The 20,955-nt window shown below is 42.9% G+C and carries 21 protein-coding genes and 2 pseudogenes; 21 read left to right on the top strand and 2 right to left on the bottom strand.

The genetic code is table 11. The annotated features are described in order from the left end of the window. A partial coding sequence (locus STRDD04_RS11270; protein ID WP_231853855.1) for a polysaccharide deacetylase family protein occupies positions 1-411 on the top strand: 411 nt, incomplete at its 5' end. A gap of 82 nt (positions 412-493) precedes the next feature. Here STRDD04_RS11270 and STRDD04_RS00990 read toward each other — a convergent pair. Continuing rightward, a complete protein-coding gene (locus tag STRDD04_RS00990) occupies positions 494-1,582 on the bottom strand; it encodes a DEAD/DEAH box helicase (RefSeq protein WP_062198567.1) in 1,089 nt (362 codons plus the stop codon). Then, a pseudogene (locus tag STRDD04_RS00985) lies at positions 1,575-2,554 on the bottom strand (Gfo/Idh/MocA family protein). Before STRDD04_RS00985 ends, STRDD04_RS00990 begins: the two are co-directional and overlap by 8 nt. A gap of 105 nt (positions 2,555-2,659) precedes the next feature. Here STRDD04_RS00985 and udk point away from each other — a divergent pair. From udk to STRDD04_RS11085, 20 genes and pseudogenes are all read left to right on the top strand, one after another. Then, positions 2,660-3,295 carry a uridine kinase gene (gene udk, locus STRDD04_RS00980; protein WP_062198565.1) on the top strand — a complete coding sequence of 212 codons (636 nt, stop codon included), beginning with the start codon at positions 2,660-2,662 and terminating at the stop codon, positions 3,293-3,295. 40 nt (positions 3,296-3,335) lie between these two features. Next, positions 3,336-4,010 (top strand): YoaK family protein, encoded by a 675-nt coding sequence (locus STRDD04_RS00975; protein ID WP_062198563.1) that lies wholly within the window; start codon positions 3,336-3,338, stop codon positions 4,008-4,010. A 430-nt stretch (positions 4,011-4,440) separates the two neighbouring features. Next, entirely contained in the window at positions 4,441-6,006 is a 1,566-nt protein-coding gene (locus STRDD04_RS00970) for a 2-isopropylmalate synthase (protein WP_062198561.1), read from the top strand. A gap of 12 nt (positions 6,007-6,018) precedes the next feature. After that, positions 6,019-7,056: a 3-isopropylmalate dehydrogenase gene (gene leuB / locus STRDD04_RS00965; protein WP_062198559.1), complete on the top strand. Its 1,038-nt coding sequence runs from the start codon at positions 6,019-6,021 to the stop codon at positions 7,054-7,056. Next, a complete protein-coding gene (locus STRDD04_RS00960; protein WP_062198557.1) occupies positions 7,053-7,319 on the top strand; it encodes a DUF1294 domain-containing protein in 267 nt (88 codons plus the stop codon). Before leuB ends, STRDD04_RS00960 begins: the two co-directional genes overlap by 4 nt. 1 nt (position 7,320) lies before the next feature. Next, on the top strand, positions 7,321-8,703 hold the full coding sequence (gene leuC / locus STRDD04_RS00955; RefSeq protein ID WP_062198555.1) for a 3-isopropylmalate dehydratase large subunit: 1,383 nt from the start codon (positions 7,321-7,323) through the stop codon (positions 8,701-8,703). A 9-nt stretch (positions 8,704-8,712) separates the two neighbouring features. Continuing rightward, the gene (leuD, locus tag STRDD04_RS00950) at positions 8,713-9,303 is read left to right on the top strand and encodes a 3-isopropylmalate dehydratase small subunit (RefSeq protein WP_062198553.1); all 591 of its coding nucleotides are present in this window, start codon (positions 8,713-8,715) and stop codon (positions 9,301-9,303) included. 99 nt (positions 9,304-9,402) lie between these two features. After that, on the top strand, positions 9,403-10,182 hold the full coding sequence (locus tag STRDD04_RS00945) for an L-threonylcarbamoyladenylate synthase (protein ID WP_062198551.1): 780 nt from the start codon (positions 9,403-9,405) through the stop codon (positions 10,180-10,182). 162 nt (positions 10,183-10,344) lie between these two features. Beyond that, a complete protein-coding gene (locus tag STRDD04_RS00940; RefSeq protein WP_062198549.1) occupies positions 10,345-11,898 on the top strand; it encodes an McrB family protein in 1,554 nt (517 codons plus the stop codon). Continuing rightward, a complete protein-coding gene (locus tag STRDD04_RS00935; protein WP_062198547.1) occupies positions 11,861-13,165 on the top strand; it encodes an McrC family protein in 1,305 nt (434 codons plus the stop codon). Before STRDD04_RS00940 ends, STRDD04_RS00935 begins: the two co-directional genes overlap by 38 nt. A 133-nt stretch (positions 13,166-13,298) precedes the next feature. Next, the gene (locus STRDD04_RS00930; RefSeq protein ID WP_062198545.1) at positions 13,299-13,736 is read left to right on the top strand and encodes a MarR family winged helix-turn-helix transcriptional regulator; all 438 of its coding nucleotides are present in this window, start codon (positions 13,299-13,301) and stop codon (positions 13,734-13,736) included. Between the two features lie 3 nt (positions 13,737-13,739). Then, positions 13,740-14,504, top strand: coding sequence for a nuclear transport factor 2 family protein (locus STRDD04_RS00925; RefSeq protein ID WP_062198544.1), 765 nt, complete (start codon positions 13,740-13,742; stop codon positions 14,502-14,504). A 14-nt stretch (positions 14,505-14,518) separates the two neighbouring features. Then, positions 14,519-15,481, top strand: a complete 963-nt coding sequence (locus tag STRDD04_RS00920; protein WP_062198542.1) for a zinc-binding dehydrogenase — start codon at positions 14,519-14,521, stop codon at positions 15,479-15,481. Continuing rightward, positions 15,478-16,206: an ABC transporter ATP-binding protein gene (locus tag STRDD04_RS00915; RefSeq protein ID WP_062198540.1), complete on the top strand. Its 729-nt coding sequence runs from the start codon at positions 15,478-15,480 to the stop codon at positions 16,204-16,206. Before STRDD04_RS00920 ends, STRDD04_RS00915 begins: the two co-directional genes overlap by 4 nt. Beyond that, a complete protein-coding gene (locus tag STRDD04_RS00910) occupies positions 16,199-17,719 on the top strand; it encodes an ABC transporter permease/substrate-binding protein (RefSeq protein WP_062198539.1) in 1,521 nt (506 codons plus the stop codon). Before STRDD04_RS00915 ends, STRDD04_RS00910 begins: the two co-directional genes overlap by 8 nt. A gap of 150 nt (positions 17,720-17,869) precedes the next feature. Then, on the top strand, positions 17,870-18,187 hold the full coding sequence (locus tag STRDD04_RS00905; RefSeq protein ID WP_062198537.1) for a TfoX/Sxy family protein: 318 nt from the start codon (positions 17,870-17,872) through the stop codon (positions 18,185-18,187). Between the two features lie 96 nt (positions 18,188-18,283). Continuing rightward, complete coding sequence (locus STRDD04_RS00900) at positions 18,284-18,949, top strand: SatD family protein (protein ID WP_062198535.1); 666 nt, start codon at positions 18,284-18,286, stop codon at positions 18,947-18,949. Beyond that, a complete protein-coding gene (locus STRDD04_RS00895; protein WP_062198533.1) occupies positions 18,946-19,683 on the top strand; it encodes a DUF3307 domain-containing protein in 738 nt (245 codons plus the stop codon). The genes STRDD04_RS00900 and STRDD04_RS00895 overlap by 4 nt, the downstream gene beginning before the upstream one ends. A gap of 75 nt (positions 19,684-19,758) precedes the next feature. Next, a complete protein-coding gene (locus tag STRDD04_RS00890) occupies positions 19,759-20,343 on the top strand; it encodes a GrpB family protein (protein WP_062198531.1) in 585 nt (194 codons plus the stop codon). A gap of 311 nt (positions 20,344-20,654) precedes the next feature. Continuing rightward, positions 20,655-20,955, top strand: a pseudogene (locus tag STRDD04_RS11085) (hypothetical protein); the annotation flags it as partial.

Genomic DNA, 20,955 nt, shown 5'->3' with positions numbered 1-20,955 from the left:
CATACTTGGAGCCATCCAGTCCTGACCAAGCTGCCTCTGGACCAAGCCAAAAAGGAAATCACAGACACGCAGGAGGCTATTTATCAAGCAACAGGCATTCGGCCTTTGATTACACGGCCGCCTTATGGAGCGGTTAATGCCGCAGTGCAAAACGCAGTAGATCAGTCCTTTATCATGTGGAATGTGGACAGTCTGGATTGGAAAAATCGTAATACCAGCGCTATCATGCAGGAAGTGGCCAAAACCCAGCCAGGTTCCATTATCCTCATGCACGATATTCATCAGACGACCATTGATGCTTTACCGAGTGTTCTTGAGTATCTAAAGAATAATGGTTATACACTAGTGACAGTTGATGAGCTACTAGAAAATCAGCTTCAACCACATCAGATTTACTATAGCAGAAATTAAGAAAAGCATTGGAAATCTTGAATTTCCAATGCTTTTTGCTTGGCTATCATCAGATAAAACTATCGTTTACTGTGATTCTCACTCAAGGCTGCACATACAGTTCTTGTTCTTTCAGGATAATTTCTCGAACAGAGGCATATTTTTTGAGAGCTTTTAGTTCTTCCGGGTGGCTGATGAAGGTGATGACATAGCCTTCCTTGCCCATGCGACCCGTTCGACCAGAACGGTGAGTATAAGTTTCCAGATCGCGCGGCACTTCGTAATTGACCACGCATTCTAGAGAATCAATATCAATGCCACGGGCAACCAAGTCCGTCGCCAGCAAGAGCGTGATATCGTAATCCTTAAATTTCTCCAGAATGACCTTGCGGAATTTTACATTGACATCGCTGGCTAGGGAGACCGCACTAGCCCCTCGGTACTGAAGCTTTTCTTCGGCGCTGCCTAAATCTGACAGACTATTGAAAAAGACTAATCCACGAAATTCTTCTACATTGGATAGTTTGCGCAAGAGTTCGACCTTGTCACGTTTCTCCACCTGCATATAGAAGTGCTGGATATTGTCCAGAGTCTGGTCGTCAATGCTGATACGTAGAGTATTTTCGGCAATCTTATCTTGATCGAACTTTGCCGTAGCACTCATGTAAATCAGCTGGTGGTCACGCGGTGCATAATGCAGAATCTTATCAACAAACGCATACTGGGAATCACTGAGAAGCTGGTCAAATTCATCTAGGATAATAGTATCGACATTCATCATCTTGATTTTCTTTAGCTTGGTGAGCTCAAAAATCCGACCCGGTGTACCAATGAGGATTTCCGGACCTTTCTTAAGACGTTCGATTTGCCTTTTCTGGCTGTTACCAGAGAGCAGGAGTTGACAGCTCAAGCCCAGAGGTTCAGCCCAAGCCTTGCAGACATCAAAAATCTGTCCCGCCAGCTCTGTATTTGGAGCTAAAATCAAAAGCTGCTGCGCTTTTTTAGGCTTCAATTTCAACAAGCTAGGAAAGAGATAAGCCAATGTCTTGCCCGTACCGGTCGGACTGATGCCTAGCACCGTCTGTCCCTGAGAAATGGGCTGGAATATTTTTTCTTGGATAGCAGTCAGTTCAGCAAAACCCAGCTGATTTAGCTGGTCCTGCCAGACTGTTGGGAATGTTTCTTTAATCATGGTCAACCTCAAATCTAATGCCAGCGTCTTTTCTCATGGCAAAAATGCAATCATGAACGGCAGCAGCAGCCTGCAAATAGTCGCTGTAAAGCTCTTCTTGGCCACCTTTAAGCACCTGAGCAAAAGCCTGAGCCTCTTCCAGCATTTGGTGGTCTGCTTGGCGGATAGCTAGACTTTCCGTCTCTCCATTGAGCTTTAGGAAAATAGCAGAGCGGATATATTCGATACCATCTAAGGTCAGGGTGCCTTGGTCTGTGTAGATTTCAGCTGGCAGGTGGCTGTTGATATTTTTCCAGCCTGAATGCGGACTTGAAAATCAGGATAAATCAGGCTGCCTGAACCATTGAGATCAACACTATTTGGCAGTTGCTGAACTGTGTAGCAGACGCTTTGTGGAGCACCAAACAGCCGGACAGCAGCATAAATCGTATAGACCCCCAGGTCCATCAGAGCACCGCCTGAGAATTTAGCAGAAAAAACATTGGGTTCTTGTCCACTCAGCAAGGCTCCCATTTTGGAGGAGTATTTGGCATAGGTGAAGTTGGCTCCCCATATTTTCTTGTCTTTAAGGAAGTTACGAATGACTGCAAAAGCTGCTTCGTGGTAGTTTCTGGCTGCTTCAAAGATATAAACCTGATGTTCAGCTGCCAGCTTGACCAATTCTTGCCATTCTTCAGGTCTTGATACAGCCGGCTTTTCAACGATGACATGTTTTCGAGCCAAAATGGCTACCTTGGCATGGTTGAAGTGGAGGCTATTGGGACTGGCGATGTAAACCACATCTAGGTCGGTAGATAAGAATTTAATCATATCGGTGTAGAGGGCGACATTTTCATAGGCTTCTGCAAAACGCTCCGCTGAACTAAGTGTCCGTGAATAGACAGCTGCTAACTCATACTCACCACTCAGTTGAGCTGCCTTGATAAACTCATGGGAAATAAATCCCGTGCCAATGATACCGAGTCTTAACATGCTTTCTCCTTTTATAATGATTTTCCTAATTTTTTCTTGATTCACCCTTTCATTATATCATGAATTGCGGTAAAATAGATAGGATAACAAGTAATGGAGAGAACAATGCAAAACAGACCTATTATTATCGGTGTTACAGGTGGCTCAGGTGGCGGGAAAACCAGTGTTTCTCGAGCGATTCTTTCTAATTTCCCTAATGAAAAGATTGCCATGATTGAACACGATTCCTACTACAAAGATCAGTCCCATCTGACTTTTGAGGAGCGAGTTAAGACCAACTATGACCATCCTTTTGCTTTTGATACAGACCTCATGATTGAGCAAATCAAGGAACTTTTGGCTGGTCGTCCAGTGGACATTCCGACCTATGATTATACGGAGCACACTCGCAGCAGCAAAACCTATCGTCAAGAACCGCAGGATGTCTTCATTGTGGAGGGAATTTTGGTCTTGGAAGAACAACGTCTACGCGATTTGATGGACATCAAGATTTTCGTCGATACTGATGATGATGTACGGATTATCCGCCGGATTAAGCGAGATATGGAAGAGCGCGGCCGCAGTCTGGATAGTGTCATTGAGCAGTATCTTGGTGTCGTTAAGCCCATGTATCACCAGTTTATCGAGCCGACCAAGCGCTATGCGGATGTCATTATTCCAGAAGGCGCTTCTAACAAAGTTGCGATTGATTTGATTACCACCAAGATTGAAAAGATTTTGGAGGAAGCAAGAGAAGGATAGAAAGGAAGTCTGGTGTTACACTGGACTTTTTGGGTCAATGATGAAAAAGTTAGTCAAAAGAGAATTTCATTCGCGATCGAAGTTTTTTGCCTGTTTACTGACCTTTTGCGCAGGCTTTGTGGATGCCTACACTTTTATGGAGCGTGGGGGTACCTTGGTCGCTGGACAAACAGGGAATGTCGTCTTTTTGTCCGTTGAGCTGATTCACCATAAAACTGGAGAAATTGAAGTGAAACTGGCTACCATGCTGGCTTTCATGCTGGGTATTTTCCTGATAACCGTTTTCCGCCCCATTTTCGAGCAGTCATTATGGCGGGTAACCAGTATCTCACCTCTGGTGCTTATCTGTACCTTGGTAGGTTCTATGCCCAATACGGTGCCAAATATGTTTATCGTTCCTCCAATCGCTTTTTGTATGGGAGTCGTTGCGACAGCCTTTGGCGAAGTAGATGGCATTGTCTATAATAATTCTTTTATGACAGGAAATATCAAGAAAACGATGGTAGCTTTTGGAAATTTTGTCCGAACTAGCGAAAAGCCGTATCTGAAAGAAGGTATCTTTTTCGTTGCTTTGTTAGGAAGCTTCATCACCGGAGCTATTATTTCTACTTACCTCATCCAATTTTACGCTTTGCGAACGATTTGGATTGTTGCAGTGATTCTTTTTGCTTTCATGATGTTCAGGCTCACTCAGTATGTGAGAAGGAGTCGCTAAACATTTCACCAGTACGAGTGTCGCTCTGCTGGTTTATTTTATCTTCAATAGTTGAGAATTTTCTATACTGAAAAAATATTCTGAAAATGCTAGGTTATTTGTTGACAGCCCAATGATACTGTGTTAAAATACTAGCAATAACATTTCAAAAGGAGTCAGTCAAACATGAAGTCAACCCAATATTCAAACTTTGCTTTGTTGTTGCGTTACTCGGGCTAGTGCGAAAGCATTAGTCCTGTTTGGCTTACCAAGCGGGAGTAAATCAACATCTCGCTTGGCTTCAAGCGAGATGTTTTTGTTTTATTCTCCTCGAAAATCTTTGTTAGGATGTGCTTTGCTAAAACTAGCCAAAAGTTCAGTTTACGGTTTCATCTCTTAGCGACAATGATTTTCTCTAGCTGTTTTAAACGATAAAGAAAGAGGGATGTTTATGCGCAAAGTTGAGTTTCTTGATACCAGCCTTCGGGATGGTGAGCAGACACCGGGAGTGAATTTTTCTGTTAAGGAAAAGGTTGCCATTGCTAAGCAACTTGAAAAATGGGGCATTTCTGCTATTGAGGCTGGTTTTCCAGCTGCTAGCCCAGATTCATTTGCGGCGGTGCAAGAGATTGCTAAAGTCATCACTAAAGCTTCCGTTACTGGTCTGGCTCGTTCGGTTAAGTCGGATATCGATGCTTGCTACGAGGCGCTCAAGGATGCCAAGTATCCGCAAGTGCATGTTTTCATTGCGACCAGTCCCATTCACAGAGAGTTTAAGCTGAAAAAGTCTAAGGAAGAGATTTTAGAAGCCATTAAGGAGCACGTTTCCTATGCTCGTTCCAAGTTTGAGATTGTAGAGTTTTCACCTGAGGACGCGACACGTACCGAGCTGGACTTTCTGCTCCAAGTTGTCCAGACAGCAGTTGATGCGGGTGCTAGCTACATTAACATTCCAGATACAGTTGGTTTTACTACACCTGAAGAGTTTGGCAATATCTTCAAGTATTTGATTGATAATGTCCAAACGGATCGTGAGATTATCTACAGTCCTCACTGTCACGATGATTTGGGAATGGCAGTAGCCAACAGCTTGTCTGCGGTCAAATACGGAGCTAGGCGGGTGGAAGGCACTATCAACGGTATCGGTGAGCGTGCTGGTAATGCTGCGCTGGAAGAAGTAGCAGTTGCTTTAGAAATTCGTCAAGACTATTATCAGGTTGAGTCGGATATCGTCCTTAATGAAACCATCAACACTTCTGAGCTGGTGTCCCGCTTCTCAGGTATTCCAGTGCCTAAGAACAAGGCGGTCGTTGGTGGCAATGCCTTCTCTCATGAGTCCGGTATCCATCAGGATGGTGTCCTTAAGAATCCACTGACCTATGAAATCATCACGCCTGAGCTGGTTGGAGTCAAGAGCAATTCACTACCGCTTGGCAAGCTGTCTGGCCGCCATGCCTTTGTCGAAAAACTCAAAGAACTGGCTCTGGACTTTGCAGAATCTGAAATTAATGATCTCTTTGCTAAGTTTAAGGTCTTGGCTGATAAGAAAAATGAAGTCACGGATGCTGATATTCGAGCGCTGATTGCCGGAACAACGGTCGAAAATCCTGAAGGCTTCCACTTTGATGATCTGCAGTTGACGACCAATGACGACCATACCATCACAGCGGATGTGCAGCTGGTTAATGGCGATGGTGAGACAATTAGCTGTGTGGCAGAAGGTAAGGGAAGCGTCGAAGCCATCTTTAATGCTATTGACCAATTCTTTAACCAGTCTGTCCAGCTTTTGTCTTATAATATTGAAGCGGTGACGGATGGTATCGACTCTCAGGCTCGCGTCTTGGTAGCTGTTGAAAATACCGACACTGATACGATTTTCAACTCTTCTGGTATTGACTTTGATGTTCTTAAGGCCAGCGCCATTGCCTATATCCATGCCAACACCTTTGTGCAAAAGGAAAATGCTGGTGAAATCGGCCATCAGGTATCTTACCGCGATCTGCCTGCAAATAATTAGAAGGAAGCGACTATGACAAAAGAAATTGTAGCTCTGGCGGGTGACGGTATCGGACCAGAAATCATGGAAGCCGGTCTCCAAGTGCTGGCTGCTGTTGCGGACAAGTTCGGCTTTACTTATCATGTTACGGAGAAGGCTTTTGGGGGTGCTGGTATTGATGCGGAAGGGCATCCTCTGCCTCAGTCAACTCTAGAAGCGGCCAAGGAGGCGGATGCTATTCTCCTAGCAGCTATTGGTAGTCCCCAGTATGATAATGCACCAGTTCGACCGGAGCAAGGCTTGCTCGCTCTGCGTAAGGAGCTTGAACTCTATGCCAATATCCGTCCAGTTAAGATTTTCGATGCTCTTAAGCATTTGTCGCCTTTGAAGGCAGAGCGTATTGCTGGCGTGGACTTTGTGGTCGTGCGCGAGCTGACTGGTGGGATTTATTTTGGTCAGCATATTTTGGAGGACAAATCTGCGCGTGATATCAATGACTACAGCTATGAAGAGGTGGAGCGAATTGTCCGTAAAGCCTTTGATATTGCGCGTGGTCGCAGAAAGCGCGTGACCAGTATTGACAAGCAAAATGTACTAGCAACATCCAAACTCTGGCGCAGAGTAGCCGATGAGGTGGCCAAGGATTATCCAGATGTGACCTTAGAGCACCAGCTGGTGGACAGTGCTGCGATGCTCATGATTACCAATCCTGCTAAGTTTGACGTTGTAGTAACGGAAAATCTCTTCGGGGATATTCTATCAGACGAGTCCAGTGTCCTGTCAGGAACGCTGGGAGTTATGCCATCGGCCAGTCATTCGGCAGCTGGACCAAGTCTTTACGAGCCTATCCATGGTTCTGCTCCAGATATTGCAGGGCAAGGCATTGCCAACCCTATCAGTATGATCCTTTCTGTGGCCATGATGCTGCGGGGTAGTTTTGCAGAGCTTGAAGTGGCAGAGGTGATTGAAGCAGCGGTTGAAAAGACTTTGGCTCAGGGGATTTTAACCCGAGATCTTGGCGGTCAGGCAGGGACAGCTCAAATGACGGAGGCAATTATTAAGAACTTATGAAATGGATAGTAACGGGTATTTGCCTGCTATGGAACCTTGTCGTTTTCCTGCTTTATGGCTGGGATAAGCGAAAGGCTAAAAAAAATCACTACCGCATTCCCGAGAAGACCTTGCTCTTGTCAGCTTTGGCAGCCGGAGGTTTGGGCGCTTTATTAGGCGGTCGTCTCTTTCATCACAAGACCAGAAAATGGTATTTTTGGCTGGCTTGGATTGGCGGAATAATAGTGGAAATTGGAATTTTATATTACATATGGAGAAGCTAGTATGGCTGGAAAATCAATTTTTGATAAGCTTTGGGACAGGCATGTCATAACAGGCCAAGAAGGGCAACCCCAGCTTATGTATGTGGATCAGCATTATATTCATGAAGTAACCAGCCCTCAGGCTTTTCAAGGCCTTCGAGATGCAGGGCGCAAGGTTAGACGGCCGGATTTGACCTTTGGAACCTTTGACCATAATGTTCCTACGGTCAATATCTATGATATTCGGGATGTGATTTCCAAGGCTCAGATTGATAAGCTCTCTGAGAATGTCAAGGATTTTGGCATCGAGCATGCAGCTCACGGATCGGAACTGCAGGGGATTGTCCATATGGTTGGACCGGAAACGGGCAAGACTCAGCCGGGCAAATTTATCGTCTGTGGCGACAGTCACACGGCTACTCACGGGGCTTTCGGTGCTATTGCTTTTGGAATCGGTACTTCGGAGGTGGAGCACGTTTTTGCAACGCAGACCATTTGGCAGGTCAAGCCTAAGAAAATGTTGGTCAAATTTACCGGAGTGCCACCTAAAGGTGTTTATTCCAAGGACTTCATCCTTGCTCTGATTGCCAAATACGGTGTAGCTGCGGGTGTTGGCTATGTGGTCGAGTATGCCGGTGATGCCATTGATCATTTGACCATGGAAGAGCGCATGACCATCTGCAATATGTCCATTGAGTTTGGCTCCAAGATGGGCATTATGAATCCTGACCAGAAGACCTATGATTACGTTCAAGGACGGCCGGGAGCACCTAAGGACTTTGAGGCGGCAGTGGCTGATTGGAAGACTCTGGTCAGTGATCCCGATGCTGTCTATGATAAGGTCATTGAGATTGATGTCTCCCAGCTGGCACCTATGGTGACTTGGGGAACCAATCCTTCTATGGGAGTAGAGTTCGGCGCGGCTTTCCCTGAAATCCGTGATATGAACGACGAGCGGGCCTACAATTACATGGACCTCTCCCCGGGTAAGAAAGCAGAAGATATTGATCTAGGTTATATCTTTATCGGCTCCTGTACCAATGCCAGACTCAGCGATTTGCAGTTGGCAGCTAAGTTTGTCGCTGGCAAGCATATCGCTCCCAATCTGACAGCTATCGTCGTACCAGGCTCTCGTCCGGTCAAGCGGGCTGCTGAAAAGATGGGGCTGGATAAGATTTTTATGGAAGCGGGCTTTGAGTGGCGCGATCCGGGCTGCTCTATGTGTCTGGGAATGAATCCAGATAAGGTGCCGGACGGTGTTCATTGTGCATCGACCAGTAATCGGAACTTTGAGGATCGTCAGGGATTTGGCGCTAAGACCCATCTTTGCAGTCCAGCCATGGCAGCAGCGGCAGCTATTGCCGGGCACTTCGTAGACGTCCGCCAGCTACCGGAGGTCCAGTAAGGAAGTTTTATGGAAAAATTTACAATCTACACGGGGACGACGGTACCCCTCATGAACGATAATATCGATACAGACCAAATTTTACCTAAGCAGTTTCTCAAGTTGATTGATAAAAAAGGCTTTGGTAAGTACCTCATGTATGCTTGGCGCTATCTGGACAACCAGTACACCGAAGATCCTGATTTCGTCTTTAATAGACCGGAGTACCGCAAGGCGACTGTTCTGATTACAGGGGACAATTTCGGAGCGGGTTCCTCTCGCGAGCACGCTGCCTGGGCCTTGGCTGACTATGGCTTCAAGGTAGTCATTGCTGGATCTTTTGGCGATATTCACTACAATAACGAGCTTAATAACGGTATGCTGCCTATCGTCCAGCCGCTTGAAGTGCGGCAAGCCTTGGCTAATCTGAAGCCGACGGATGAAGTGACGGTGGATTTGGAGCAACAGAAGATTGTTTCACCAGTGGGAGAATTCTCCTTTGACATTGATGGTGAATGGAAGCACAAGCTCCTCAATGGTCTGGATGACATCGGCATTACGTTGCAGCATGAAGATTTGATTACAGAATACGAAAAAAATCGGCCATCCTATTGGCAGTAACCTTATCTTTGCTATATTGAGAAAATTCTGAAAAATCCTTGTTTTCACTAAATTTATATGGTAAAATAAATCTTAATTTAATAGAAAAGGAAGAAACTTATGACAAAACACATTCAATGGAACGGACAGCTTTCACAAGAAGGCTATGATATTCTCAAAGGTGATGGTGGTTGTATCGTTTGCCCAACCAAGGTGGGGTACATCATTATGACCAGCGATAAGGCAGGATTGGAGCGTAAGTTCGAAGCTAAAGCTCGTAACCGTAACAAACCAGGTGTGGTTCTTTGTGGCAGTATGAATGAGCTTCGTGCTTTAGCGCAGCTAAATCCGGAAATTGAAGCTTTTTATCAAAAGCATTGGGATGAAGATATCCTCTTGGGTTGTATCCTTCCATGGAAGCCAGAAGCTTTTGAAAAGCTCAAAGCCTATGGTGACGGTCGGGAAGAGCTGATGACAGATGTTCGTGGCACTAGCTGTTTTGTTATTAAGTTTGGTAAGGCGGGCGAGCAGCTGGCAGCTAAGCTTTGGGAAGAAGGCAAGATGGTTTATGCTTCCTCAGCCAACCCATCCGGTAAAGGAAACCGCGGCAAGGTAGAAGGAATTGGAGAGCGCATCGAAAATGCTGTTGATTTGGTTATTGAAGCAGATGACTATGTAGCCTCTATCCAGCCAGACAAGACCATTGAAACTCGCTACGAGCAAGGCGTTATGGTCTCTATGGTGGATAAAGATGGAAAACTAATTCCAGAACAAGGTGGCCAACGTTCCATCTCACCAGCACCAGTGGTCATCCGCAAAGGCTTGGACATCGACAAAATCATGATGCACCTGTCCGATACTTTCAACTCATGGGATTACCGTCAAGGTGAATATTACTAAGATAAAAAAGAAGCTCAGTGTGGGAGGATATAACCTCTTTACGCTGGGCTTTTTAGTTTATAATTTCTTTTATTTTTCCTATAATTATGCTATGATATAGAATATATTAATAGTTAAATCGTCTTATGGCTATAACGTTAAAGAAAAGGAAATACAGTCTATATGATGACAAAAGAAGAGTTTCTAAAAAGAATGAAGAAAGAATTTCCAGATGCTGAGAAGAATGAGACAAAGAATTATACATCTTTTGAGGTAAAGAACTTAAAAGGGGAATTACAAAATTTTATAGAAATTTATTTTTTGAAAAAAGAAATTAAGATTGCTATATTGTCAAAAAGTCTTGATGAATCAGAGTTGTCACTATTTAAGAAGAAGTCAAAAACATACAAAGGACCGATTGATGTGTGCCATATTATCAATAGTGAAAAAGAATTTAATGAAATTTTACCCTATATAAACAAATCGTATTTATTTATTAAAGGTGAGGGATCTAAGGAGATAAAAATGCCAGAAAATATTGATAAATATAAAAATATTTTGCTTTCATCCAAAAATATTATTCTCCGTGGAGCTCCTGGTACAGGTAAAACCTATCTTGCTAGACAAATTGCAAGCGAATTGACTGGAGGAAATGAGGAACAAATCGATTTTGTTCAATTCCATCCCTCTTATGACTATACAGATTTTGTAGAGGGATTGCGGCCGCTTCCAAGTGATGATGGGCAGATTAGCTTCGGCTTACAAGATGGAATTTTTAAGAAATTTTGCGAAAGAGCTAAATTAGCGCAAAAGACAGGCGGTCAGGATAATTTTGAGGAAGCCTGGGAATCTTATTTGGAGTTTATAAATACCACTGAAGAGAAGGAGTATTTAACAAAGACATCTTACTTGTCAGTTAATAGCAGGCAAAATTTATCTGTCAATTATGATAGTGGAGCATCTGGTTGGACATTGCCTCGACATTATGTTTATGAATTATATAAAAATAAGAATTATGATAAACAAAGATATTATAAAGGTGGCGGGAAAACAGTTCTAAAAGTCTTGAAAGAAAGGTTTGCATTAAAAACTTATAAAGAAGCAGCTGAAATATCAAGTATTAAAAACTTCGTCTTCATCATCGATGAAATTAATCGTGGTGAGATTTCTAAGATTTTTGGAGAGCTTTTTTTCTCCATTGATCCGGGCTATCGTGGGAAGGATGGAGAGGTTTCGACCCAATATGCTAATTTACATGAAACTATTGAGAAGTTTTATATCCCTGAAAATGTCTACATAATTGGAACAATGAATGATATTGACCGTTCAGTGGATACCTTTGATTTTGCCATGCGCCGTCGTTTCCGTTTTGTAGAAATCACGGCTGAAAGTCAGCTGGGAATGCTTGATGAACCTCTTGGAGATGGAGCAGAAGAAGCGAAAGTACGTCTAAGAAACTTGAATGCTGCCATAGAAAAAGTAGAAGAGCTCAATAGTCATTACCATGTTGGACCAAGTTATTTCCTCAAGTTGCAGGAAGTAGACTTTGACTATGAGTTGCTCTGGTCTGATTATATTAAGCCGCTCCTAGAAGACTACTTGCGAGGTTCTTATGAAGAAGTTGAAACTTTGGAAACTTTGAAAAAGGCATTTGATAAGATAAGCAACGAGCGAACCAATCAGTCAATAACTGGTGACAATGAAAGCGATGGAAATGACGATACGGATAACAGATAATCAGCAGCTGATAAAAAAAGAGGATTTTGTTGAAATCTATCCAAAAATTAGTCAGGTACTTTTAGATAGAACTTTAGAAAGTCTTTCTCAAGAGGATGGTATTTTCATTTTTCCAAATGACTTGAAAAATACTTCTGACTTGGACAAGGAACAGAAAATTTTTGAAACTGTAAATCAGAACATTAAGACAGGTAATGTGATTGGTTTTCTGGGTTGCGGTCAGGAAAGATTAACGATTTCCTCTCGTTTTTCAAATGCTAATAACGACTATTTTTTACATTATCTCTTGCAGAAGGTCCTCAATATCAATCTCACTAATTTGGATGTTGGTTTATCTAGCGAAGATAAACTCTATCAACTATTGGTTTACCTCTTTCCAAAATATCTGCAAGCGGCTTTGAGAAAAGGACTTTATAAGCAATACCAGAGTTTTTTCCATAATGATAGCCATGTAAAGGGAGCGATTGATGTAGGAAATCATCTTAAGAAAAATGTTCCTTTTATAGGAAATATTTCCTACACTACTAGAGAGTTTGCTTATGATAATCCATTGATGCAGCTGATTCGACACACCATTGAGTATATTAAGAATCAGAAAATAATTGGGAGTGGAGTATTTGATGCTAATCGTGAAAATGTAACAGAAATTATTCGTGTGACTCCGTCTTATAAACTAGCTGATCGTGTTAAGATTATCAGACTAAATCAAACTAAACCTGTCCGTCATGCCTATTTTCGAGAATATAGAAAATTACAGGAACTCTGTCTGTTGATTCTGAGTAGCGAAAAGCATGGTCTTGGGCCACAAATCCAAAGGGTGCATGGCATTCTCTTTGATGTTGCTTGGCTTTGGGAAGAGTATGTTTACACCTTGTTGCCAAAAGGATTCATCCATCCACGAAATAAAGAAAAGACAGATGGCATTTCTGTATTTAGCAGTCATGGTCGAAAAATTTATCCAGACTTCTATTATAAAGATTTAAAAATCGTACTAGATGCCAAATATAAAAAGCTAGAATTTACTGAAAAAGGAATCAATCGTGAGGATTTATATCAACTGATTTCCTATACATACATTTTAGAAGCTAAAACAGCCGGTCTTATTTTCCCAAGCGTGGGGAAGGTTGTTGATAACGACATAGGTAAATTATCAGGTTACGGGGCGCTCTTGAAAAAGTGGTCTATTCTTATTCCTCAAGAAGCTGAAAATTATGACCATTTTGTTCAACAGATACATCAATCGGAAAAAATAAATTTTAGATTTTAAAGCAGGTTGAACCTGCTTTTTTTCTTTACCCAGTTTAAAATTATTTCCAAATAGAACAAAATTCTTGACAGATGTAACATTTGGTGTTACAATTTATAAAAATGATTCGGCATAGAAATAAATTGGAGGAAGTATGAAAGACAGTCATTTAGTAGCCTATCATATTCGTTTGTTGAATGGGCGGATTTTTCAAAAGTTACTGAGCCAAGATCCTGAAGCCCTTTACCGGAGTGAGCAGGGCAAGATTCTCACCGTTTTATGGAATAGTGAAACAGGCTGCGCGACGGCCACAGATATTGCGCTGGCGACGGGACTTGCCAATAATACGCTGACAACTATGCTGAAAAAGTTGGAAGAGCAGGATTTGGTGACCTTTAGTCAGTGTGGTTTAGACAAGCGAAAAAAATATGTTAAATTGACGGAGCATGGTTGGTCTCAAAAAGAAGTTGGCCATCGTATCAGTCAAAAGTTGGATGCGATTTTTTATAAAGGCTTCTCAGAGGAAGAAATTCGCCAGTTTGAAAGTTATCAGGAACGTATTTTAGCGAACCTTAAAGAAAAAGAGGGATAAATCATGTCAAAACAAGTTAAAAATGCACAAAATCTATATATTCATGCCATTCAAGACGGGTGTGTTGCTGAGGCTCAAGCCCAATCTGTAGGAGATACTTATATCCAACACTCGACAGGTGTGCCTGATGGGAAAGAAGGCTTTGCGGCTTTTTTTGCAAATTTCTTTGAGCGCTATCCCGAGCGTGAGATGAAAATTGTTCGCACCATTGAAGACGGCAATCTAGTCTTCGTCCATGTTCACCAATATCTCAATGGCGGGGAAGCTCAATGGGTGACGACGGATACTTTCCGTGCGGATGAGAATGGTCGTATCGTAGAGCATTGGGATGTCATTGACTACTATCGTGCTCCAGAAAATGGACAGTTAGACCAGATCTTTGGAGATTTTGAAATCACGGATTTGGACAAGACAGTAGCAAATAAAAAAACCGTTCGTCGTTTCCTGACAGAAATTTTCCAAAATGGCGAACTAGAGCAGTGGAGTGACTATGTGGCAGAAGATTTGATTCAGCATAATCATGAGATTGGCCAAGGAAGTCAGGCTTATAAAGACTATGTTGCAGAGCACGGGGTTACTTTTGACTTTGTTTTCCAGCTTTTAGGACAAGGAAACTACGTGGTTAGCTATGGGCAGACTCAGATCGATGGGGTGGCTTATGCCCAGTATGACATCTTCCGTTTGGAGAATGGCTTGATTGTTGAGCATTGGGACAATAAAGAAGTCATACCTAAGGTAGAAGCCTTGACCAATCGAGGGAAGTTTTAAAAGGAGATATTAAGATGAAAGCTGTGCTTGTCAAGGAAGCTGGAGGACCAGAAGTTTTGCAGGTTGTGGAAGTTCCAAAACCGGCTGTTAAAGAAGGTTGGACATTGGTCAAGGTACAAGGATTTGGAATCAACCATAGCGAGATTTTTACTCGTCAAGGACTATCGCCGTCCGTTCAATTTCCACGGATTTTAGGCATTGAATGTGTGGGACTTGTAGAGGAGACCAATCATCCCGATTTGCAGGTCGGACAGCAAGTCATCTCCATCATGGGAGAAATGGGGCGTGCTTTTGATGGTGGTTATGCTGAGTATGTTTTGCTACCAGATGAACAGGTTTATCTTGTGAGGACAGAGCTTGCTTTGGAAAGTTTAATCGCACTGCCTGAAACCTACTACACAGCATTTGGCTCTTATATCAATCTCAAGATTGAGGAGGGAGACCGAGTTCTGGTTCGGGCAGCGACTAGTGGTGTTGGGCTTGCTTTTGCGAAACTTCTCAAAGGACAATTTCCAAATGTCTATCTAGCGGGAAGTAGCCGTAGTCTAGCCAAGGAAGAACGACTAAAGGAAGTAGGATTTGACCAGGTGATTTTGGACAAGGATGGGGTCTTGCAGACGGAAGAGCGGTTTGACAAGGTCTTGGATCTTGTCGGTCCGAGCGATATTCTCGATACATTTGCTCGGACGGCAGATGGTGGTATGATCTGTTCTTGTGGCTTGCTGGGCGGTCAGTGGACTATTCCAGACTTTGACCCTATTGAAATGCTTTACCGCAATCTCTATTTGACTACCTTTGCTTCTGGCAATGTATCTCGAGATAAACTACAAGCTTTAGTGGACTTTGTGGAGCGTTATCAGGTGGATGTGCGACCTGAAAAAGTATTTTCTATTGAGCAAATCCAGGACGCTCATGCTTATCTGGAAAGCAGCCAGTCTTTTGGCAAGGTTATCGTAAAAATTGAGGACAAACAATGATTGAATACAAAAATGTAGCGCTACGCTATACAGAAAAAGATGTCTTGAGAGATGTCAATTTACAGATTGAGGATGGAGAGTTCATGGTTTTAGTGGGTCCTTCTGGGTCCGGTAAGACAACCATGCTCAAGATGATTAACCGCCTCTTAGAGCCAACAGATGGCAATATCTATATGGATAGCAAGCGCATCAAGGACTATGATGAGCGTGAGTTGCGCCTTTCCACAGGCTATGTCTTACAAGCGATTGCCCTCTTTCCAAATCTAACGGTGGCTGAAAATATTGCTCTCATTCCTGAAATGAAAGGATGGAGCAAGGCAGATATTCAGCAGAAGACCGATGAATTGCTGGAGCTAGTAGGCTTGCCTGCTGAAGATTATGCCCAGCGTATGCCGAGTGAGCTGTCTGGCGGTGAGCAGCAACGGGTGGGTATTGTCCGTGCCATTATCGCCCAACCCAAAATCCTACTGATGGACGAGCCTTTTTCAGCTCTTGATGCCATCTCGCGTAAGCAATTGCAGAGCTTGACCAAGAGTATTCATGACCAATTTGGGATGACAACAATCTTTGTGACCCATGATACGGATGAGGCCTTGAAATTGGGCAATCGGATTGCTGTTCTGCAGGACGGGGAGATTCGTCAAGTGGCAACACCTGAGGAAATCTTATCTGCACCTGCGACCAGCTTCGTAGCAGATTTATTTGGAGGTGTTCAACATGGCTAATTTGATTTCTACCTTTCAGGATCGCTTTGGCGAATGGTTGGCAGCCTTAGGGCAACATCTCCAGCTATCTCTTCTGACCTTACTAGTGGCCATCTTCCTGACCATTCCGCTCGCTATCTATCTTCATGGTCATAAAAAAGCAGCCAATTGGGTGCTGCAAATTGCAGGAATCTTTCAAACCATTCCTTCAATGGCTTTGTTGGGACTTTTTATCCCCCTCATGGGGATTGGTACACTGCCGGCACTGACTGCTCTGGTGATTTACGCTATTTTCCCGATTTTAGAAAATACTGTCACGGCTTTGAATGGGATTGATCCTAGTTTAGAAGAAGCTGGAATCGCCTTTGGGATGACCAAGTGGGAGCGACTTAAAAAGTTTGAACTACCTCTAGCTATGCCCGTCATCGTTTCTGGAATTCGGACGGCAACGGTAATGATTATCGGGACAGCAACTCTAGCAGCGCTTGTCGGAGCTGGTGGACTAGGTTCTTTTATCCTTCTAGGAATTGATCGTCGCAATGCCAGTCTAATCTTGATTGGAGCAATTTCCTCCGCAGTTTTGGCAATTCTTTTCAATAGTCTCCTTAAATGGATGGAAAAGGCTAAGCTTCGGACAGTATTTACAGCTTTTGCGGTTTTAATCCTCGGCCTCGGTGCTTCTTATACACCGAGTCTCTTTCCCAAGCAGGAGAAGGAACATCTGGTTATTGCTGGGAAATTGGGTCCAGAGCCAGAAATTCTTATGAATATGTATAAACTTCTCATCGAGGAAAATACGGATATGACTGTAACGGTCAAGCCGAACTTTGGTAAGACAGACTTCCTTTATCAAGCTCTGAAAAAAGGTGATGTTGATATCTATCCTGAGTTTACCGGTACGATTACTGGAACTCTCTTGCAGCCTGCTCCAAAGGTTAGCAATGATGCTGAAGAAGTTTTTGAAGCAGCGCGTGATGGAATCAGAAAACAGGACAATCTAGTCTTGCTCAATCACATGGCCTATCAGAATACCTATGCAATTGCAGTTCCAAAGGCTATCGCCAAAGAATATAATCTTAAAACCATCTCTGATCTTAAAGCAGTCCAAGACAAGCTCAAGGCAGGGTTTACCTTGGAATTTAACGACCGTGAAGATGGAAACAAGGGTTTGCAATCTCTATATGGCCTTAATCTTAATGTAGCGACCATGGAGCCAGCCCTTCGCTACCAAGCTATTCAGTCGGGTGATATTCAAATCACGGATGCCTATTCGACTGACGCAGAACTTGCGCGTTATGATTTACAAGTTTTAGAAGACGATAAGCACCTTTTCCCTCCTTATCAAGGTGCCCCTCTCCTGAAGGCTGAATTGCTCGAAAAACACCCTGAATTGGAAGGTATTCTCAATAAGTTGGCTGGTAAAATTACGGAAAGCCAGATGAGCCAGATGAATTATCAAGTTGGCATTGAAGGTAAAAAGGCCGAAAATATCGCGCGTGATTATCTGGTCAAGGAAGGACTTTTAAAAAAATAAGAAGTAAAAGAGTTAGACTTGTAAGGTCTAGCTTTTTTGCTTACTTGTGGATAGACAGACTAAGGATGGAAGGAGATGAGTTGATCTCTTAGTCAGGAAATCTTCATTCATTTTTGGTATAATAAAGTATCAATTCATGGAGGTGTTTCGATGGCATCTAGTCAAGAATATTTGGATTTTATTCTGAAGCAGCTGCAGGGCTTAGGCCAAGAAATTAGCTTTCGAAAGATGATGGGAGAATATTTGCTCTATTATCGGGGGCTCTTATTCGGTGGGATTTATGACAATCGCCTGATGGTCAAGCCGGTCCAGCCAGCTCTGGATTTTTTTGAAAATCCGGTTTATGAGCCTCCTTATCCAGGTGCAAAGCCAATGCTTCATATAGAAGAAGTAGAAGATGCTGCCATTCTCTGTAATCTGATTGAAGCAGCCTACCCTGCCTTACCAGCACCTAAAAAGAAAAAATAGTCTTTCTGTTTTAATGGATATTTCTAAAACTTTCCGTTCTAATAGACATTTTTAAAATTTTCTGTTATAATAGACTTAAAGGAGGTTTGATCAGCTATGCTTTATATTGCTCTTATTGGAGATTTGATCGAATCCAAACAGCTAAAAAACCGCAAGCAGGCGCAAAAAGACTTGCAGGATATGATGGAAATCTTGAATCAGGATTATCAGGATTATTTGGTGTCGCCTTTTACCATTACGACGGGAGATGAATTTCAGGCTTTGTTGCGACCCAATCCCGAACTCATGCGACTCATTGATCAGATTGTATTAGGATTTCCCCACCCGATTCGCTTTGGCCTTGGTCTGGGTGAGATTGTGACCGAGATCAATCGCGAGCAAAGTATTGGTTCGGACGGTCCAGCCTACTGGAGGGCACGCGCGGCCATTGATGTTATTCATGAGAAGAACGACTACGGCAGCAGCCGTATAGCTGTATCCTTGGGAGATGAAGAGCTCAGTCAGGCGGTCAATACAGTGCTGGCAGCTACTTCATTTATCCAGAGTAAGTGGAATAGCAGTCAGAGAGAGGTTCTGGAGCGGATGCTCATGGAATATATCTATGACGAGAATTTTTCTCATGGGGAAATAGCAGAGCTGCTGCAGATTAGTCCCAGTGCGCTTAGTAAGCGGCTGAAGTCATCTGGACTGAAGATCTATCTGAGAAACCGCCGTTTAGCTATGAGAATGATTTTACAGGCAGCAAAGGAGGCTGAAGAATGACAAATTTTATGGGATTTTCAGAATTTTTCATGCAGAATCCGATTCTTGTATTGACTTTGCTGGCTCATGTACTAGCTGATTTTCAGCTTCAAAGTCAGAAAATGGCCGACCTTAAAAGCCGGCGGTTGAATTTTTTGATTCTCCACTTGGGAATTGTTCTCTTGCCCCTGTTGCTCTTGGGGCTCATCTTACCTAATTATCTGCTATATTTCGCCTTGGTCTGGCTCAGCCACGCTTTAATTGATTTTCTAAAGTATAAGCTGAATCCTTTGATTGTCCGCCATCATGCTCAAAAGTCAGCCTTTTTACTGGATCAGCTCTTGCATCTGATGAGTATTTTTGCTCTTTATTTTCTCTTAGGGCAGCAGCAAATTTCGGCTCCTCGCTGGCTGTCCGAACACTATCTTATGTTGCAGGCTTTCTTTTACTTCGCCCTTACTGGTAAGCCGGTCAATATCCTCTTTAAACTCTTCTTCAGCAAGTATCAGGCAGGGGAAGACAGTGGAGAGACTATCGCAGGAGCCGGTGCTATGATTGGGATTTTAGAGCGCTTGATTATGGGGCTTTCCCTTATTTTTGGGCAGTTTACAGCGATTGGATTGGTCTTCACGGCCAAATCTATCGCTCGCTATAATAAAATTTCTGAAAGCCAGTCCTTTGCAGAATACTATCTGATTGGTTCACTCTTTAGCATGATCAGCGTTTTACTGACTTATGGCTTGCTTTATTGGTAATAAAAAATTGAGGCTGGGATAGGATTCTCAGTCTTTACTTTCATTCTTATTTTCTATAAAGAAAGGAGAAGCCACATGGCCAAAAAACTAGAAGATATGTCTTTAGAAGAATTATGGCAGTTGTTCCCAATTTTCTTAGAGGAGCATGATAAGGACTGGGCAACTTGGTATGTGGAGGAAAGCAGAAGAATACAAAGTTTTTTGCCAGCAAATCAGTCGTATAAATTACATCATATTGGTTCCACATCCGTTGATGAGATATGGGCCAAGCCGATTATTGATATTCTTTTAGAAATTCCTCAAAATGCAGATATGGAGAACATCAAGAGAGAATTGCTGGAGCAAGGCTACCTACTTATGTCAGAGTCAGAAGGCCGCATGTCTTTTAACAAGGGTTATACACTTCAAGGCTTTGCTGAGCGCGTTTTTCACTTACATCTGCGCTACTATGGAGACCATGATGAACTTTATTTCCGAGACTATCTGCAAGACCATCCAGCTGTCGCCAAAGACTACGAGCAGTTGAAATTAATCTTATGGAAAAAGTACGAGCACAATCGTGATGCTTATACGGAAGCTAAAAGGGACTTCATTAGACAGTACACTCAAAAGGCCCACAAGCTTTATGAGGGAAGGTATGAAAGAAGACATGATTTTTAGATTCGTGCTGACGCTTACCTGCTTTTTCGTTAATCAATTCAGCAAACTAAGAGACAGTTAGGTTTGATGGACTGAGTGATGCTAAAACCTAGGATTGCTACTTCTTGCTGGGGCAGTAGATTTGTGCATACTTGACAATCCCCTAACCAGCAAGTTTTTCAATCCATCAATGTAGAGAAAGGAGCAGAGAGAAATTTGAGAAAAAATGACAAATTGACAAAGGATAAACACGGAAGAAGACAAGAGACATTGAAATTTAAGCAGTCTTTTTATATAATAATAGTTATATAAAAATTATAGCGAGGTTTTTTATGCAAAAAGAAGATTGGTTAGATTATTTTGAAGCTATTAATGGTCGTTCAGCGACTGAAGAAGAAATTGCCCAAGCTTTAGTAGCAGGGGAATTTCAGGTGTCATCTGAATCCGTTCAAACTCCCGAATTTACAGTATCTCAGACGAATCCCACAGTTGGAGCTGAACAGGGCCGTCCTCAGGTAAATGCTTCTGCTCTGGCATCAGAGACAGTAGTCTCACAAACTGTTGCTGAGCAACCTTTTAGATCGCCAGCATTTAACCAAGCAATGCCTAAGCAAGAAGCGCAGTATGCTGAGC

It is taken from the genome of Streptococcus sp. DD04, assembly GCF_001578725.1.
Lineage (GTDB): Bacteria > Bacillota > Bacilli > Lactobacillales > Streptococcaceae > Streptococcus > Streptococcus sinensis.
The sequence above is the reverse complement of the archived record's forward strand: the minus strand, read 5'-3'. Positions and strand labels throughout refer to the sequence as shown.

Coding starts and splice junctions, on each gene's coding strand:
- STRDD04_RS00990 (WP_062198567.1), bottom strand. CDS start 1,582: ATGATTAAAGAAACATTCCCAACAGTCTGGCAGGACCAGCTAAATCAG.
- udk (WP_062198565.1), top strand. CDS start 2,660: ATGCAAAACAGACCTATTATTATCGGTGTTACAGGTGGCTCAGGTGGC.
- STRDD04_RS00975 (WP_062198563.1), top strand. CDS start 3,336: ATGAAAAAGTTAGTCAAAAGAGAATTTCATTCGCGATCGAAGTTTTTT.
- STRDD04_RS00970 (WP_062198561.1), top strand. CDS start 4,441: ATGCGCAAAGTTGAGTTTCTTGATACCAGCCTTCGGGATGGTGAGCAG.
- leuB (WP_062198559.1), top strand. CDS start 6,019: ATGACAAAAGAAATTGTAGCTCTGGCGGGTGACGGTATCGGACCAGAA.
- STRDD04_RS00960 (WP_062198557.1), top strand. CDS start 7,053: ATGAAATGGATAGTAACGGGTATTTGCCTGCTATGGAACCTTGTCGTT.
- leuC (WP_062198555.1), top strand. CDS start 7,321: ATGGCTGGAAAATCAATTTTTGATAAGCTTTGGGACAGGCATGTCATA.
- leuD (WP_062198553.1), top strand. CDS start 8,713: ATGGAAAAATTTACAATCTACACGGGGACGACGGTACCCCTCATGAAC.
- STRDD04_RS00945 (WP_062198551.1), top strand. CDS start 9,403: ATGACAAAACACATTCAATGGAACGGACAGCTTTCACAAGAAGGCTAT.
- STRDD04_RS00940 (WP_062198549.1), top strand. CDS start 10,345: ATGATGACAAAAGAAGAGTTTCTAAAAAGAATGAAGAAAGAATTTCCA.
- STRDD04_RS00935 (WP_062198547.1), top strand. CDS start 11,861: ATGAAAGCGATGGAAATGACGATACGGATAACAGATAATCAGCAGCTG.
- STRDD04_RS00930 (WP_062198545.1), top strand. CDS start 13,299: ATGAAAGACAGTCATTTAGTAGCCTATCATATTCGTTTGTTGAATGGG.
- STRDD04_RS00925 (WP_062198544.1), top strand. CDS start 13,740: ATGTCAAAACAAGTTAAAAATGCACAAAATCTATATATTCATGCCATT.
- STRDD04_RS00920 (WP_062198542.1), top strand. CDS start 14,519: ATGAAAGCTGTGCTTGTCAAGGAAGCTGGAGGACCAGAAGTTTTGCAG.
- STRDD04_RS00915 (WP_062198540.1), top strand. CDS start 15,478: ATGATTGAATACAAAAATGTAGCGCTACGCTATACAGAAAAAGATGTC.
- STRDD04_RS00910 (WP_062198539.1), top strand. CDS start 16,199: ATGGCTAATTTGATTTCTACCTTTCAGGATCGCTTTGGCGAATGGTTG.
- STRDD04_RS00905 (WP_062198537.1), top strand. CDS start 17,870: ATGGCATCTAGTCAAGAATATTTGGATTTTATTCTGAAGCAGCTGCAG.
- STRDD04_RS00900 (WP_062198535.1), top strand. CDS start 18,284: ATGCTTTATATTGCTCTTATTGGAGATTTGATCGAATCCAAACAGCTA.
- STRDD04_RS00895 (WP_062198533.1), top strand. CDS start 18,946: ATGACAAATTTTATGGGATTTTCAGAATTTTTCATGCAGAATCCGATT.
- STRDD04_RS00890 (WP_062198531.1), top strand. CDS start 19,759: ATGGCCAAAAAACTAGAAGATATGTCTTTAGAAGAATTATGGCAGTTG.